Source organism: Pseudomonas sp. AS2.8, from assembly GCF_014190935.1.
Taxonomy (GTDB): domain Bacteria; phylum Pseudomonadota; class Gammaproteobacteria; order Pseudomonadales; family Pseudomonadaceae; genus Chryseomonas.
Window position 1 is genome coordinate 613,069 of the sequence record NZ_JACHVV010000003.1, and the last position, 16,857, is coordinate 629,925.

At 65.2% G+C, this 16,857-nt stretch carries 11 protein-coding genes; 9 read left to right on the plus strand and 2 right to left on the minus strand.

Annotation, left to right across the window (positions count from 1 at the left end):
* Positions 1-34: 34 nt before the first annotated feature.
* The 6 genes from FHR73_RS15290 (at position 35) to FHR73_RS15315 (ending at position 10,078) form a co-directional block, all read left to right on the plus strand.
* Positions 35-1,384, plus strand: coding sequence for a methionine biosynthesis protein MetW (locus FHR73_RS15290; protein ID WP_183632404.1), 1,350 nt, complete (start codon positions 35-37; stop codon positions 1,382-1,384).
* Complete coding sequence (locus FHR73_RS15295; protein WP_260175711.1) at positions 1,381-4,656, plus strand: glycosyltransferase; 3,276 nt, start codon at positions 1,381-1,383, stop codon at positions 4,654-4,656. The genes FHR73_RS15290 and FHR73_RS15295 overlap by 4 nt, the downstream gene beginning before the upstream one ends.
* On the plus strand, positions 4,653-6,329 hold the full coding sequence (locus tag FHR73_RS15300; protein ID WP_183632406.1) for a DUF6311 domain-containing protein: 1,677 nt from the start codon (positions 4,653-4,655) through the stop codon (positions 6,327-6,329). Before FHR73_RS15295 ends, FHR73_RS15300 begins: the two co-directional genes overlap by 4 nt.
* A 150-nt stretch (positions 6,330-6,479) precedes the next feature.
* Positions 6,480-7,403: a glycosyltransferase family 2 protein gene (locus FHR73_RS15305; protein WP_183632408.1), complete on the plus strand. Its 924-nt coding sequence runs from the start codon at positions 6,480-6,482 to the stop codon at positions 7,401-7,403.
* The gene (locus FHR73_RS15310) at positions 7,400-7,738 is read left to right on the plus strand and encodes a hypothetical protein (RefSeq protein ID WP_064309143.1); all 339 of its coding nucleotides are present in this window, start codon (positions 7,400-7,402) and stop codon (positions 7,736-7,738) included. Before FHR73_RS15305 ends, FHR73_RS15310 begins: the two co-directional genes overlap by 4 nt.
* A 258-nt stretch (positions 7,739-7,996) precedes the next feature.
* Positions 7,997-10,078 (plus strand): DUF6311 domain-containing protein, encoded by a 2,082-nt coding sequence (locus tag FHR73_RS15315; RefSeq protein WP_183632410.1) that lies wholly within the window; start codon positions 7,997-7,999, stop codon positions 10,076-10,078.
* Between the two features lie 29 nt (positions 10,079-10,107).
* Here the strand turns inward: FHR73_RS15315 and FHR73_RS15320 are convergent, their stop codons facing one another.
* Positions 10,108-11,226 carry a glycosyltransferase gene (locus tag FHR73_RS15320; protein ID WP_183632411.1) on the minus strand — a complete coding sequence of 373 codons (1,119 nt, stop codon included), beginning with the start codon at positions 11,224-11,226 and terminating at the stop codon, positions 10,108-10,110.
* Between the two features lie 159 nt (positions 11,227-11,385).
* On the opposite strand from FHR73_RS15320, the gene FHR73_RS15325 reads away from it, so the two are divergent.
* Both FHR73_RS15325 and FHR73_RS15330 read left to right on the plus strand, forming a co-directional pair.
* Positions 11,386-12,777 (plus strand): MBOAT family protein, encoded by a 1,392-nt coding sequence (locus FHR73_RS15325; RefSeq protein WP_183632412.1) that lies wholly within the window; start codon positions 11,386-11,388, stop codon positions 12,775-12,777.
* Between the two features lie 45 nt (positions 12,778-12,822).
* Positions 12,823-13,770 carry a hypothetical protein gene (locus FHR73_RS15330; protein ID WP_311630117.1) on the plus strand — a complete coding sequence of 316 codons (948 nt, stop codon included), beginning with the start codon at positions 12,823-12,825 and terminating at the stop codon, positions 13,768-13,770.
* Between the two features lie 15 nt (positions 13,771-13,785).
* On the opposite strand, the gene FHR73_RS15335 is transcribed toward FHR73_RS15330, so the two are convergent.
* Positions 13,786-14,961: a glycosyltransferase family 1 protein gene (locus FHR73_RS15335; RefSeq protein ID WP_183632414.1), complete on the minus strand. Its 1,176-nt coding sequence runs from the start codon at positions 14,959-14,961 to the stop codon at positions 13,786-13,788.
* Positions 14,962-15,339: 378 nt separating this feature from the next.
* Between FHR73_RS15335 and FHR73_RS15340 the strand changes: the two genes are divergently transcribed.
* The gene (locus FHR73_RS15340) at positions 15,340-16,734 is read left to right on the plus strand and encodes a glycosyltransferase family 1 protein (protein WP_183632415.1); all 1,395 of its coding nucleotides are present in this window, start codon (positions 15,340-15,342) and stop codon (positions 16,732-16,734) included.
* Positions 16,735-16,857 lie beyond the last annotated feature (123 nt).

Consider the following 16,857-nt stretch of genomic DNA (forward strand, 5'->3'; position numbering starts at 1 on the left):
ATCGTCTCCCTCCTGTCCGACCGAGCGCCCCGCGATGTCTACCCCTGGCCCCGACCTGGATCTTTCCCGTCTCGACGATCACCTCGCCGACCTGATCGCCGACATTCGCCAGCGCACCCAGGCGTTACAGCCGGCCGCCGCGCCGGCCGAGCTCACTTGGGAGGCCCTGCAGGAGCTGGACGACGAGGCCCTGGTGCGCGCGGCCTATCACTACCTGACCGGGCATCCCATCGAGCCGGAGCGGCTGTCCCACTACCTCACCCGGCTGCGCGGCGGCGAAGACCGTTTCGATCTGCTGGTGGCCATCCACCTCAGCCCGGAAGGGCAACGTCATGGCGCCTCCGCGCCGGGGCTGCGGCGTGCGCTGCTCAAGCGCAAGCTGCGCCGGGTGCCGGTCATCGGGCGACTGCTGGCTCTCATGCTGGAGGTCGCCGGCTTGCCGGGGCGGCAGCAGCGCGACAATGCGCGCTACTACCGCTGGCAGAACCAGCTGGCGTTGCAGGCGATCCTGTTGCAGCAGCAGAGCAACCTGCTGGAGTGGCATCAGCAGCGCTGGCAGGTGCTGCAGGACCAGGCGCCCGAGCCGCGCCTGGGCGAGCTGGAGCGCGAACTGGCGCGGATCGAGGCGCAGCTGGCCCAGGCCCAAGCCCAGCTGGATCGCGGTGAGCAGGAGCTGCGCATGCGCCTGAATCTGCTCGAAGCCGCACCGGCCCTGCCCCTGGCGCCGCAGAGCGCCGCGCTGGGCGTGCCGCTGGCCCTGGAGCGCACGCTGCGTGAGCATTTCGCCCTGGACGAGCAGGCCCTGCGCGGTCTGCTCGGCTTCTATCTGCCGCTGGTCGAGGAATGCCTGCCCGTGCGCCAGGGCCTGCCCCTGGTCCAGCTCGACTGTGGCGCCGGTCAGTGGCTGGCGAGCCTGCCCCAGGGCGTCAACGGCCTCGGTGTGGAAGCCGATTCCGACGTGGTCGCCCAGGCCGTGGCCCAGGGTCTGCCGGTCGTGCAGGGCGAGGCCCTGCGCTGGCTGAGCGAACAGCCGGCGGCCAGCGTCGGGGCCCTGTGCGCCTTCGAGCTGGCGGATCGACTGGACATGGCGCAGCTCTCCACCCTGCTCGACGAGGCGCTCCGGGTCCTGGTCCCGGGCGGCCTGCTGCTGTTGCAGGCGCTCGATCCCGCCCAGGCGTCCAGCGCCTGCGCCTTCTGGCTCGATCCGGCCCGGCAGCGGCCGTTGCCGGCGCCGCTGCTGGAGTTTCTCTGCCAGCACAAGGGCTTCGCCCAGGTGGCCATTCAGCGGCCGCTGGAAGCCGAGTTGCTGCTGGAGGGCCAGCAGGCAGAGCCTCTGACCTGGCAACACTATGCGGTGTCGGCCTTCAGAGCCGAAACGGCATGACCCAGACCCTTGCCACCTTCCACCAGTGGGTCCTGGGCCCCCTGACCGGACCCTATGACTGGACCTATCTGCTCGGCCTGCGTGACGTCGCTCGCCGGGCCGGTCTGGCGGCGGACATCTATGCCGACGAGCCACCGGCGGAGGGACCTGCCGACGTGCGTCCGCTCGATGACTATGCCGGTGCTGGCGCGGACGAACTGCTGCTGGTGCACGGCCAGCTGCCGTCCGCCCAGGCACGTCGCCTGGCGCGGTGCCAGGGGCGGATCCTGGTCTTGCCGGGTACCCGGGTGGAGGCTGCCGGCCTTGCCGAGGTGATCGCCCGTCAGCCCGCCATTCGGGGCGTCCTGAGTGGCGAGCCGGGCGTGCTGGAAGCCCTCTATGCCTGCGATGTGACCGTGCCGGTCCGCCGGGTCGAGCAACTGCAATGGCAGCTGCCGCCGGTGCCGGCGCCCATGGATATGGATAGGCCGCGTCCCTTCACTGTGCTCGTGCACGCGCTGGAGCTGCAGCACGCGGAAGCGGTCAGCGGACTGCTGCAACTGGCACAGCTGCCCGGTGCCCCCTGGCGGCTGTGCGTCTATGGCGATGAGCAGCCGGCGCCGCGCGCCGACTTTCTCGCCGGCATGACCGCCATGGAGCGGGTGGAATTGACCGTGCTGCGCGCCGAGGAACCGCTGCCCGCGGTGGACCTGGCGTTCAGCCTGGAGCCCATGCCCGATCCGGCCTGGCTGCTGCGCCTGCTGGCGCTGGGCATTCCGCTGGTGGGCAATGCCCAGAGCGGGGCAGGGCGCGAAATCCTCGGCGACGGCTATTGGCCGCTGGCGGCCACCGCGCCCGCGCACACGGCGGATGTCCTGCAACGCCTGATGGACAATCCCGCGCTGCGCTACGGGGTGCAGCGTCGGGCTGAGGATCAGGCGCGTCGCTGGACGGCGCAAGGCTTCTACGCCTGGCTGGCGGATGAGTTGCTGGCGGCCGGGATCCGGCTGCCGCAACCTCGGCAAGCGCAGGTCGAGGTGCGCCTGGAAGGGCCGTTCGACAGCAGCTACAGCCTGGCGGTGGTCAACCGCGAACTGGCCCGGGGCTTCGCCGCCATCGGCGCCCGTGTGGCGTTGCGGGCGACCGAGGGGCCCGGTCCCATTCCGGTATCCGCCGAGTTTCTTGCTGCCGACCCGGCCAGCGCGGCCGCCCACGCTCGTGCCGAGGAGCCGGCAGCCGCCGTGCTGCGCCTGCTCTATCCACCACGGGTGAGCGACATGGCGGGCGAGGTCCGGGTGCTGTCCTGCTATGGCTGGGAGGAATCCCTGCTGCCGGTGGAGGCCGTAGCCGGCTTCAATCGCTATCTGCAGCTGGTCACCAGTATGTCGTCCTATGTGACCCGGGTGCTGGAGGACAATGGCGTCGACGTGCCCGTGGTGACCGTCGGCCTGGGCGCCGATCATATCTTGCGCACCCCGGCGGAGCCGGCGCTGCTCGGCCGCGCGCTGCCCGGTAGTGCCACGACGCTGAAATTGCTGCACATCTCGTCCTGCTTTCCGCGCAAGGGCATCGACGTCCTGCTCGACGCCTATGCCCGCGCCTTCACGGCGGCGGACGACGTGGTGCTGGTCATCAAGACCTTTCCCAACCCCCATCACGATATCGCCGCCGAGCTGGCGGCCTGGCGCGCGCGGCATCCCGCGGCGCCGGCGGTCGAGCTGTTCAATCTCGACCTGCCAGAGGCCGCGATACGCGCCCTCTACGTGTGGGCTGATGTCCTGGTGGCGCCCAGTCGCGGCGAGGGTTTCGGCCTGCCCCTGGCCGAGGCCATGCTGCACGAGTGCGCCGTGGTCACCACCGGCTATGGCGGCCAGACGGACTTCTGTACGCCCGAAACCAGCTGGCTCATCGATTACCGCTTTACCCGCGCCCAGACCCACATGCAGCTGAGCGGCTCGCTGTGGGCCGAGCCGGATACCGACCACCTGACGCGGCTGTTGGCCGACTTCGCCGCCGCGCGCCGCGAAGGCCGCTGGCAGGCCATGGTGCGCTCGCGCCTGCTGCGGGCCGACCGCCTGATTCGCCGCGACTACACCTGGGAGCAGGTCGCCCGCCGCACCCAGGCCGCCATCGCCCGGGTCCGCGCGCTGCCGCCCTGCAAGCCGCAGCCGCGGGTCGGCACCGTCACCACCTGGAACAGCGCCTGCGGTATCGCCGGCTACAGCCAGCAACTGATCGCCGGCCCCCTGGCGGCCACCCAGGTGTTCGCCAACCGTCACGTCGCCCTGATCAATCCGGAAGGGCAGGAGATCCAGCGGGTCTGGGATCAGGGTGGCCAGGATTCACTCGACGATCTGCTGCAGGCCCTTGATCGTCAGCCGGTGGACATCCTGCTGATCCAGTTCAACTTCGGCTTCTTCGGCCTGGTGCCCTTCGCCCGCTTCCTGCACGAGGTGCATCGACGCGGTATCCGTACCCTGGTCACCTTCCACTCCACGGCCGATCTCGACCGGCCGGGCGATCACCGCAGTTTGCGGCAACTGCGCCTGGCGCTACGCCAGAGCAGTCGCCTGCTGGTGCACAGCAGCCATGACCTCAATCGCCTCAAGGACTTCGGCCTGGCCGACAACCTGATGCTGTTCCCCCATGGGGTGATGCCGCCGCCCAAGGCGCTGACGCTGCCGGACGAGGCGCAGGCCCTGGCTGGACGGCGCATCGTGGCCAGCTACGGCTTCTTGCTGCCGCCCAAAGGCATCCTGCAGTTGATCGAGGCCTTCGCCGAGGTCGCCGCCGAAGACGACGACCTCTACCTGCTGCTGGTCAACGCCCAGTACCCGGTACCGGAAAGCGCGGCCCTGGCCGAGGAGTGCCGCCAGCGGATCACGGCGCTGGGCCTGGAAGGCCGTGCACAGTTGATCGACCGCTTCCTGGACGACCGCGAATCCCTGGCCTGGCTGAGCCTGGCCGAGGTGGTGGTCTTTCCCTACCAGCACACCCAGGAGTCTTCCAGCGCCGCGGTGCGCTGGGGCCTGCTGGCCGGCAAGCCGGTGCTCTGCACGCCGCTGGACATCTTCGAGGACGTCGACGAGGCGGTCTACCGGCTGCCCGGCACCGATGCCCAGGCCATCGCCGCGGGACTGCGCGAGCATCTGGCCGCAGGGCGACCGGCGCGGCAGGGTGAATGGCTGCGCAGCCATGCCTGGCCGGCCATTTCCACTCGTATCGACGGGCTGTTCCGCGCCCTGGCCCAGCAGGCCGTTGGCGATCGTTCAAAGGCTCGGGAGCTTTCATGACCGCTGTTGCCGGCCGCTTGGCCGTTCTCGACCGGCCCATGGGCCGTGCCCTCTACTATGGGCTGGCCCTGTTGCTGGGCCTGCTCTATGTGGCGCGCCTCTTTCCGCTGGATTTTCTCACCGGTCATTCAGGGTTCTTCTTCGATACGCGCACCGACCCGACCCAGCACATCACCGGGATCTGGGCCTTCGTCCACGATCAGTGGCGGTTTCCGCTGCTGCACACGGCGCTGCTCAATGCCCCGGACGGTGCCTCGGCCGCCTACGCCGACATCATTCCCCTGGCGGCCATCCCCTTCAAGCTGATCAGTAGCCTGTTGCCCGCGGATGCCCACTACCTGGGTGTCTGGATCCTGGGGTGCTATGTGCTGCAAGGCGTGGCGGGTGCCTACGTGGCCGCGGTCTATCGCGGCCATACGCCCGTGGCGTTGCTGGTGGGCTGCCTGTTCGCCCTGATGATGCCGTCGCTGCTGATCCGTATTCCCCATGCCGCGCTGCATGCCCAGTTCCTGCTTATCTTCATGCTGGGTTTCTATCTGCGCTGGGACCACCGGACCCTGGCGCCCCGTTGCCTGTTCGCCGGCAGCCTGGGCCTGCTGCTGTTGGCCGGTGGCATCCATCCCTATCTACTGGCCATGGTCTTCGCCTTCTATGCGGCGGTCTGGCTGGCCGTGGGCGTGCGCGGCGAGCTGTCCTGGCTCCGGGTCGTGGCGGCGCTACTGGCGCCCTTGCCGCTGCTGGCGCTGGAGTTCTACGTCCTGGGGTATTTCGATGTCGCCAGTGGCCTGCCACCGTCGGAAACGGGCTACATCGAATCCTCGATGAATCTGCTGTCGCCGCTGCTGGGTACCCAGCTCGCGCCAAGTGTGTTCCTGCCGTCGAAAGGCCTGGTGCTCGATGCCACCGGCATGCAGATCGATGGCCACAACTACCTGGGCGTCGCCCTGCTGGGCATGCTGCTGTTCATGGTGCTGCGTTCGCCACGCTGGCTGCTGGCGCGCTGCCGCCATCACTGGGTGTTGGTGGCGCTCTGCGTGGGCCTGACGATCTATGCCCTGTCCAACCGGATCTATCTGAGCGACCTGGTGCTGCTCGAGTATCCGCTGCCAGGCTTCATCGAGCCCCTGACCAAGATCTTCCGCGGCTCCGGACGGTTCTTCTGGCCGGTGGGCTACATCCTGCTGATGGCGGCGATCGGCTATTTCTTGACGCGGGTCAATCCGGTCTACCGCCTGGTCCTGCTGGCGCTGATCGCCGTGCAGTATGTCGACATGCGTCATCACCGCGCCTATCTGGCCGAGGCCGCCGGGCGGAGTCCCTATTTCAGCTACGACCGGACCGAATGGGATCGCCGGGTCAGCCAGGCGGAAAAGGTCTATCTGTTGCCCAACTACGGCTGCGGTGGTTCGGCCGTGGATGCGCTGTTCCTGCAGTACTTCACGGCGCTGCATGGCAAGCCACTGAACACCGGCTTCCTCGCCCGGATCGTGGGCCATTGCGCGGAGCGCACCCAGGTGCTGGACCAGCCGCGTACGCCGGGCGAGCTGTTCATCTTTGGCGCGAACAGTCCGGACTATCCCCGCGAACGCATCGAGCGAGCGATGCAGGGCCACTATGCGCAGTGGTGTCGCCAGGAGTCCATCGGCACTGTCTGCCAGGTCACAGGCCTTTGACCCGCTCGGCGGCCCCTTGGGTAAGCGGTTTTCCTGAGGCTGCCTTTTCTGGATAATCACCGGCCGGATCGGCCGCGGCAGACCTCTGTCTCGCTTCGGCGGTAGTCTGACTCACGGCTATCGCCAGGCCACGCTCATATAGGAAATTCTGTGCTCATCAGTCTGGTAGTACCCGCCTACAACGAAGGTCGTCAGCTCATCGCCAACCTTCGACAGATCCTGGCCGCCGCCGAACCCTGTGGTCACGAACTCGAGCTCGTCGTGGTGGATGACGGTTCCAAGGACGACAGCGCCGCTCAGGTCGAAGAGCTGGCTGCCATGGATCCGCGCGTCCGCCTGGTGGCCTTCACGCGTAACTTCGGCAAGGAAGCGGCGATTTACGCCGGCCTGGACAATGCCCGCGGCGCGGCGGCCGTGGTGCTGGACGCCGATCTGCAGCATCCGCCCCAGCTGATCCCGCAGATGGTGGAAGCCTGGCGCAATGGCGCCCTGGCCGTCGAGGCGGTCAAGCACAAGCGCAACGATGCCTCTTCCCTGGATGCCTGGCTGGCACGCAGCTTCTATCGGCTCTATCGCAAACTGTCCGGCTTCGATATCGAAGGGCATTCGGACTTCAAGCTGATCGATCGTGAAGTCATCGACCTCTATCTGAAGCTGCCAGAGCGTTATCGCTTCTTCCGCGGCCTGATCAACTGGCTGGGCATGGAAGGCACTGCCATCGGCTTCGAGGTCGCCCCGCGCGCGGGTGAAGGCAGTCGCTGGAACAAGCTCAGCCTGCTGCGCTACGCCATCAACAACGTCACCGCCTTTTCCACCGCCCCTCTGCTGATCGTGACCTGGCTGGGTTGCCTGACCCTGGGGATCGGCTTCCTGCTCCTGCTGGTCACCCTCTGGCAGAAATTCACCGGCACCGCCGAGGGTGGCTTCACCACCGTCAATGTGCTGCTGGTGCTGATGGGCGGCTCGATCATGACCAGCCTGGGCATCATGGGTCACTACGTCAGCAAGATCTATCACGAGATCAAGGCGCGGCCGATCTACATCCAGAAGCCGCAACGGCGCCGCGAGCCATGAAGGCGGCCTATCTGATCGCACTGGCGGTGCTGCTGAACGTCGGCGCCCAGTTCTCCATCAAGCTGGCGGGCCGTGGCGGTGTTCCGGCTTCGCTGATCCAGCAGGTGTTCAACCCCATGCTGATCCTGGCGGTGGGGCTCTATGGACTCAGCTTCGTCCTGACCGTACGCATCTATGCGGTCAATGAGCTGTCGGTGGTGGCGCCCTTCATGGCGGCCTGCACCTTCATCCTGGTCTACATGGTCGGCTATCTGTTCTTCGCCGAGCCGATCACCCTGACCAAGAGTCTGGGTCTGTTGGCGATCATTGGCGGCATGTTCCTGCTGCTCAAATAGCCACGCGCCAGGTACCGGATCTTTCCGGTACCTGGTGAGACCTCTGCAGCTTCCCTCGCTATAACAGGACGCTGGTGGCCAATAGCGTCGGACAGGCGCTACCCGTGTGATTGCTTCGGTATCTCCATGCCTCGTATTCAGGGATCATGCACGGCTAACCATCAGACCGGCATTCTGCGAATGCCTCCTGGAGAAGGCTGAAAGCTCTACCCGGCAAAGTCTCAAGGCACAACGTGGAGCAATAAGGGCAATGGATCAGTGAACAAGCAACTACAGGCAGCGAGTTATGGCATTCCGATACTGATCGGCGTGATCTTCTTTGCTGTCGTCTTCGACGTGAACATGCTCAACCCGACCCATGTCGAGTGGTTGAGCCATGGCGATATCCTGCAGGCTTATCTGGGCTGGGACTTTTTCCGCAAGGCGCCCTGGACCTTTCCCGTCGTGGGGCTGAATCCCTATTACGGTCTGGAAGTCAGCAGCTCGATCGTTTTTTCCGACTCCAATCCGCTGCTGGCCTTGGTATTCAAGCTGCTGTCGCCTCTGTTACCAGCGGGTTTCCAGTATTTCGGCCTCTGGCTCTTGGCCTGTTGCATCCTCAGTGCTGTCGCCACCTGGAAGATCGTCGGGCTTTATTCCGACAGCTATTTGATCAGGTCCTTGGCTGCAGCCCTGGTGCTCTTTAATCCCGCGTGGATCCATCGGATCGGCCATATCAATCTGATGGGCCACTTCCTGATCCTGTTCGCCATCTATCTCTGTCTGCTGCGCGACCGGCGTCATCTCGCCGTGAAGTGGTGCCTGCTCATCGCGCTTGCCTGCCTCACGCACTTCTACCTGGCGATGATCGTGATGATCCTCTGGGGGGCGAATCTCTTCTCCCGTGTCGTGACCAAGACAACCGCCTATGGACTGGCGCTGCTTGAAGCCCTGGCTGCAGCGATCGGCGCCTATGTGCTGATGTATACCACCGGTTATTTCACCGTCGATGACGTATCCGTGGCCGGTGGTTATGGCACCTACAATTCGAATCTCTTGTCACCGCTGGTTGCGGACGGCTGGTCCTATGTGTTCGATCATGTCTATCTCGGACTAGGCAACTTCGAAACGGTCAACTACTGGGGGGCAGGCGTTCTCTTGCTGGTGTTGCTCAATCTCAAGAGCCTCTATCGCAGCTTCGGACGTTTTACCGTCACGGCCACTTCGCTCAGTCTGCTGATTGCCGGCGTCACTTTTTTCCTGATTGCCACCACCAATAACATCCAGTTGTTCGATCATCATCTGATAGTCCCTCTGCCTGGCAAACTGCTGGATGCCTTGTCCACCTTTCGGGGCTCGTCGCGCTTCTATTGGCCGCTTACCTATCTGGCCGTAATCGGCTTGGTCTATCTGACGGTCAGGTACCGCGCCAAATCGGTCGCCATGGCGGTTCTGGCAGTAGCCCTGGTCGTTCAAGCCGGCGATATCAGCAAGGGCTTCAAGCACGAGAACTTCTACTTCTTCAATTCGCCGGATGTTACCGCCGCGCTGCGCAGCGATTTCTGGAGCAACGAGCTCGGGCATTATGCCAAGCTGCGCTATGTGCCCTTCACCAACGATGCAGATGACCGCTTGGCCCTGGCCTTTGTCGCGAGTCGGCAGGGACTGGTAACCGATTCCGCAATGCTAGCCCGTCCGAGCAAGAGCAAGCAGGACAGTCTGAACCTTAAGACGCTGCAAGCCTTGTCGTCCGCGCGCTATGACGACGACACGGTGTACGTCCTGAAGAATGACGTCTTGGACTTTGTCCAGCTCAAGGCTAATGACCAGTTGTTCAAGATTGACGGCCTGAACGTCCTGGCGCCTGGTCTGCAGGGGTGCCAGGGATGCACACAGCTGGCGAAGACGGGCTCACTTGGGGCTGATTACTTGTTAATCAGCGGCTGGTCGACACGTGAGGACTTTGGCGTCTGGAATGATGGGCAAGTGGCAACTCTGCTGGTGCGCAACCCGGGCGCCACTACCCGGGCGACGCTGCGTTACCGGGTTTTCCTGACCCCGCAGGTACCGACCCAGCGGCTGATCTTTAAAGCCGACGGCCAGACGATCAAAGAGGTCCAGGCGCAACAGAATGGCGAGGTATCCCTCTCCTGGCCGGTTGTTGAGAACCAAGGAACCACCACGCTCACGATCGAAATGCCCGATGCCATCTCGCCGCGTGAGGCGGGCCTGAGCACCGACGGCCGGGTACTGGGCATGGGCCTGGAAAATCTGCAGATCGAGCGAGCCGCCGATCAGAGAATGAATACCGGTGGGGCGCCGCTGGGCACGCCTGTTCCCAAGACTGGCGAACGCCGCTAGCGGGGTGCTCCGCTAGCCTCGGCGTCGCGCTAGCCGGCGGCGCCAGGCGCCAGCTGGCGATAGACGGCATACAGCCGCTCACCTAGCTGATCCGCCTGGAAGTGCTGCTCGAAATGGGCGCGCGCGGCGGCGCCGAAACGCGCCCGCTCCTCGGGTGCCTGCCAGAGCCGCAGCAGGGCTTCCCGGATCGCTGCAGGGGTGGGCGCCACATCGAGACCGGTCTGCTCGTGCCGGTTGATCTCGCTCATGCCCGAGCCGATGGCGCAGCTGATCAGCGGCTTGCCATACATGGCCGCCTCCAGCAGAGCCATGCCGAAGGCTTCCGAACGCAGGTGCGACGGAAAGACAAAGGTTTCGGCGAGGCTGTAGAGCGCCGCCACGTCTTCTTCCGGCAGGCGTCCAAGGAAGTGGCAGTTACGCAGGCCGAGGCGGTGGGCCTGGGCTTCCAGCGCGGCCCGTTCCGGGCCGTCGCCGACGATGGCCAGCGGCAGGTCCAGGCCGGCCAGGGCGTCGAGCAGCAGGTGCAGGCCCTTGTAGTAGCGCAGCACGCCGACGAAGAGTAGAAAGCGCGGGCCCAGGCGCTGGCGCCACTGCGCGAGGCAAGGCTGGGACGGCGTCGGATAGCTGGCTTCGTCGAGACCGTAGGGAATGACCTCGGTATGCGCCTCCAGTCCGTGCAACTCCTGGCTGCTGCGTCGATAGGGCTCGGTGGCCACGATGATCCGGCTGGCATGACTGAGGAAATGGCGCTGCAGGGGCCGATAGAGTTGCAGCAGATGACGCTGCTTGACGATATCCGAGTGGTAGCTGACCACATAGGGCTTGCCCGGTCGCACCGCCAGTTGCAGCACGTCCATGAACGGCCAGGGGAAGTGATAGTGGATGACGTCGCTGTCGCGCGCCGCCCGGGCGAAGGCGCCGAAGGCTGCCCGGGACAGGCCGGTGGAGGCGATATTGGCGTCCTGGCGCACCCGCTGCACCGGAATGCCCTCGACCTCGATCAATTCAGGGGAGGGCTGCTCGCTCAGGGTCAGGATTCGGTTGCTCACCCCCAGCGTGCGGGTCGCGCCGCACATCTGGCGTATCACCTGCTCGATGCCGCCATGGGTATCCGGCAGATAGGTCTTGAATACATGAAGGATACGCATGGGCGGGGAGCGGCCTGCAAAAGGGCGGGAGTCTAGCATGGCCCCCAGGCGGCCCCGAGCCTGCTAGGCGCGGGCTTCGTGCTAGAGTGCCGGCCGAAAGATCCAGCGGCTGCGCCTCTGCGGCAGCCATTTTCAGCGATCCAGCGTGTTTTTTTGCCGATGATCTTCAGCTCCTTTCCCTTCCTGCTGCTGTTCCTGCCGCTGACCCTGCTGGGCTTCTGGGTGCTGCGCAAGCGCGCCGATTGGGCGACCACCGCGGTCTTTCTCAGCCTGGCGTCCTGGGTGTTCTACGCGGTCTGGGACTGGCGCTTTCTGCTGCTGCTCTGGTTGTCCATGGGCGTCAACTACGCCCTGGGCCTGCGGGTATGGCGGCTGCGCAGCAAGGGCTGGCTGACGGCGGCCCTGATGTTCAACCTGGGGCTCCTGGGCTACTACAAGTACCTAGGTTTCTTCGCCGGCATGTTCGGCGTCGGCCTGCCTGGCCAGTTCATCCTGCCGCTGGCCATTTCCTTCTATACCTTTCAGCAGATTGCCTGGCAGGTCGATCTCTATCGCGGCCGCCTGCAGCAACCAGGCGACTTCCGGGCGTTTCTGCTGTGCGTGAGTTTCTTTCCCCACCTGATCGCCGGCCCCATCTGCCGCCCCAGCAGCCTGATCCCGCAGATCGAACAGGGCTTCGCGGAACGTCCCTGGGCCTGGAAGCTGGGCTTTACCCTGTTCGTCTTCGGCCTGGCCAAGAAGGTGCTGGTGGCCGACAGCCTGGCCCCAGGCGTCGATGCCCTCTATCTGCAGGAGTCCCTGAGCGGCCCCCAGGTGTTGCTCGCCGCGGCCGGTTACGGCTTGCAGCTGTATTTCGATTTCTCTGGTTATGCGGACATGGCGATCGGCCTGGGCCTGGTGTTTGGTATCCGGCTGCCGATCAATTTCCGCTCGCCCTACCGCAGCCTGTCCATCGTCGACTTCTGGCGCCGATGGCACATTTCGCTGTCCCGCTTTCTGCGTGACTATCTCTACATCCCCCTGGGCGGCGGCCGCCACGGCGCCTTCCGCCAGTACGGCAACCTGCTGATCACCATGCTGCTGGGTGGCCTCTGGCATGGCGCCGGCTGGCAATTCGTGCTCTGGGGCGGCATCCACGGCGCCTTGCTCTGCCTCAACCACGGCTGGCTGCGCCTGTCTTCCTGGCGGCTGCCCTCGCCGCTGGCCTGGGCGCTGACGCTGCTGGTGGTGATGCTGGCCTGGATCCCGTTCCGCGCGGTCGATCTGGGCCACGCCCTGCGCATGTTCGGCGAACTGGGGCATTGGCAGACTCCCGCGCTACCAGGCTTCAATACGCTGCTGCAGGAGGTGGCCTCGTTGCACCTGCAACAGGGACTCTGGCTGGCGGTTCCGCTGCTGCTGGCGCTGTGCGCCTGGCTGCCCTACAGCCTGAAGCTGGTGCTGCGCCTTTCGCCTTTCTGGCGTGGCGTCCTGACCGCCGTGCTCGCGCTGCTGGTCATGAAAGCCATGTTGGCCCGTCCGGATCGGGCGTTTCTTTACTTCAATTTCTAGGTCCCCATGCGCTCAAAGTCAGGACGCTTTTTAACTGGACTCTTGGTGGGAGCCTGTCTGTTTGCGCTGGGCTGGATCGCCCTGGTGGCCGGGCAGCTGGGCAAGCCCTTCGTCAACAACCTCTGGGTGGAGGGCGCCTATGGGCAAAAGCTGGCCCAGGCCGAGGCCATCAGGCAGCCCAAGGTGGTCGTCGTGGCCGGCTCCGGCGCCATGTTCGGCATCCATTCGCCCACCCTGGCGCAGGCCCTGCATCGACCGGTGATCAATCTGGGGGTGAACGCCGGCATTCTCAGTCCCTACCTGCTGATCTATGCGCGTCAGGCCGTGAAGCCAGGGGACTGGGTGCTGCTGCCGCTGGAGTATCCGCTGTACCACGACAGATTCGAGGTCAATCAGGTCTTTCTCGAATACTGGCTGAGCCATCCGGTGACCTATGGCCTGAATCCGCTCAGGCTGGTGCGCCTGCTGGCGGAAACGCCGCTGCTGCGCGTCGTGCAGGGCTACCAGGGGGTGCCGGCCGGCTTCCAGGTGGCTGGCCTCTACGGTGCCCAGCATCTGGATGCCAATGGCGACCAGTTGGTGAGTACACGTGAGCAACGTAGCGAGGCCCTGTTCAGCGGCGCCGTTAATTCGGGTGTCCAGCACTACGGCGCTCAGGCCAGTGCCTTCAACGGCAGTTGGCCGATGTGGCAGGCCTTTGCCAATGAAGTCCGCGCCGCCGGCGGCTGCGCTGTCTTCGTGCCGCCGGCCATGCTCGACCGCAAGTCCTATCACCAGGATCCTGTCGAGCAGGCTTTCTACCAGGGGCTTCCTGAGGAAGCTGCCCGGCATGGCCTGATCTATGTCGGCGAACCCCTGGCCTTCATGTATCCGACCGAGGCGTTCTTCGACACCAACTACCATCTCACTGCGGAAGCGCGGCTAGAGCATACCCAGCGTCTGGCCAGCCTGCTGAGCCCAACACTGTTCGAGCAGTGCCAAGCACCGCACTAGCGTGTTATCACGGACTCAAGCCATCCGTTGTGCGGCGGTCAGACTTTCCCGCAGGGCCGCCGCCCGCGCGGCCCAGTGCATGTCGGCGGTGCGCTGGCGCCCGGCCGTTGCCAGGCGCGCGCGCAGCTCGGGGGATTCCATGACCTGCTGCAGGGCACCGGCGATGGCGCCGCGATCGCGCGGATCGACCAGCAGAGCGGCATCGCCCGCCACCTCCGGCATGGAGCTGACATTCGAGGTGATCACCGGGCAACCGGTGGCCATGGCTTCGGCCACAGGCATGCCATAGCCCTCGTACAGCGAGGGATAGGCCAGCACGGTGGCATTGGCGTAGAGCGCCGGCATGTGCCGCTGATCCACATAACCCAGGTAGCGAAGTTCGTGGGCCGCGCTGAGCTGTTCGATCAGTTGCTGCAATTCCGCGCTGTCCCAGCCGGGGGCGCCGGCCAGTACCAGGGGAAACTGCTGGCGTAGTGACTGGGGCAGCAGCGCGAAGGCCCTCAACAGCTCCGCCAGGTTCTTGCGCGGTTCGAGCGTGGCGACCGAGAGCGTGAAGTGTTCCGGCAGGTCGTAGGCCTGGCGACAGGCCTGGCGCTGTTCGGGCGACACCTCGGCATAGCCGCGCGAAACGCCCGGGCTGACCAGGTCGATCGGCTGGGTGGGTTTCAGTTCTGCCAGCAACTCCCGGCGGGTGAAGTCCGAGATGGTGATGAGACGGGTGGCGCGGGTCAGCGTGTCGGGGATGAGGCGGCGCATCTCCTCGATCCGCGCCGGCGGATGCAACTCGGGGTGACGGATGTGCGACAGGTCATAGAGCGTGGCGACGCTGGGCCCGTTGAGCGGCAGCATGTAGTAGCCCGGCTCCCAGTAGACGTAGCCGTCAAGCTGCGCCTTGCCCTGCAGGAAGCGGCTGTTGAGACGGTGACGATAGAGGCGGCGCAGCCAGGGGCGGTGCCCCAGCCAGCGCCGCAATTTCCCCATACCGCGATGCATGGAGGAGGGCGGCAGGGCTTGCCCCAGCGCGCTTACCTTCTGCCGCAAGGCCTCGCGATCCAGAAAACCTTCGTCGCCAAAGCCCTTCACGTCTTCCACCGCCGGATCGGCCAGCAACTCTTCCAGCAGATGGAGGGTGTAGCGCCCAATGCCGGTCATCGGCGGCTTGAGCACATTGATGGAAACGAAGACCTTCATGTTCGCTCGACAGCTGAGGTTGAAGCACCCGTCAAAGACACGCACGCGGGTCGTCAGGGAATGCCCGCCAGAGGCGTGGTGGTCCGGATACGTCGGGGACGTCGCGATCGCAGTGCCCCTGGCGCAAAGGCACGCATTATCCGGGCTGACCACGATTAGTCCACGTCTGGTAGCAGTTTTATGACCGGCCCTGGCGTTGCCGAGACGACCGGGCTGGGCGCTGTGTGCCCTGGGCCTTATAATCGCCCGCCAATTTTGTCCCTACGGATCCAGACGCCGGCCCCTGCAGTTTTCTGGTTGGCGCTCCTTCATTTCGGCCTTCCATCGGCCCTTCTCTGGCAGGCCTGCCCCGGGTCTAGCGAGGATTTGCGAGTTGCCATGCGTCTACTGATCGAATGCACCTACGTCTACGAACACCCTTCCGACAACTCCGGTATCCAGCGGGTGGTGCGTAACGTCATCAAGCAGCTGCCGCACCTGGAGCCCTCGGTCGAGTGCATTCCGGTCATGATGAAGCACGATCAGCTCTACCGGGTAAACAGCCTGGAGCCGCTGGAGGTCGACGAGGGCCGGATCCGGCGCCGGCAGTGGATCGGCCGCCTGGACCGCCTGCAGGACCGCTTCTGGCGCTGGCACGACCGTGTCGAGCAGAAGCTGCCGTACGCTGACCGCTCCCTGCTGCTGCGGCGGATGTGGTACTGGCCGTGCCGTGCGACCAGCCAGGTCATCCAGTGGCCGCTGAACATCCTGCGCGAGCAGGACTACCAGGCGGGTGAAGAGCCCGAGCGTGCCACTCCCCTGGAGATCGAGCCCGGTGACCAGCTGGTGCTGCTGGATTCCTCCTGGCATGCCGATTTCTTCAAGCTCGCCGAATCGCTCAAGGCGCGTGGCGTGGGCATCGTCTCGGTCATGTACGACCTGATCCCGCTCACCCATCCGCAGTTCTGCGACAACCACCTGGTCAAGGTCTTCGATGAGTGGTTCGACTGGATCGCCCGCACCGCGGACGGCTTCATGGCCATCTCCCAGACCATCAGCCAGGAAGTCGCGGCGGAACTGCGCCTGCGTCGCGGCGCCGCGGCTGAGCGCCAGTGGCACGGCTACTTCCAGCTGGGCTCGGAACTCGATCTGAATGGCAGCGGTGCCGCCTGCGATCCGGAGGTCAAGCGCCTGTTCGACGGCAAGACCCCGGTGTACCTGATGGTCAGCACCATCGAGCCGCGCAAGAACCACGCCTATCTGCTCGACGCCTTCGACCTGCTCTGGGCCCGGGGCGCCGATGTGCGCCTGTGCATCATCGGCAAGGTGGGCTGGAAGACCGAGGCGCTGATCGAACGCATCAAGACCCATCCGGAATACAAGCGCCGGCTGTTCATGTTCAACGGCGCCAACGACACCAGCCTCGAATACGCCTACGCCAATGCCCGGGCCCTGGTATTCCCCTCCTATGTGGAGGGTTTCGGTCTGCCGCTGGTGGAAGCCATGCAGCGCGGCCTGCCGGCCATGGCCAGCGACATTCCTGTGTTCCGCGAGGTGGGTGGGGATTTCATGGCCTATTTCCAGCTGCAGGATCCGGCGTCCCTGGCCGCCCAGGTGGAGCGCTACGAAGCCGAAGGTAGCTTCCCGTCCGCACGTCCGCTGCAGGACTGGGCCTGGGTCGGCTGGCGCGAGGCCTCGCTGCAACTGGTGGAGCGCACCCGCCAGGGCATCCTGCAGCAGCGCCATCTGCCGGCCAGCGATGCCGTCGAGACCCCGGATATAAGGCAGGCTTAAGGCTCTGGCCCCGGTCATCGGGTAGGATCGCGGGCTCCGCGGGTAGGGGGAACACCCCTCAAAAACCTGTGATAGAGTCCGCACCCTGCGGTTTTGTTCCTTCTTGTCCCCGCTGGTATCTGC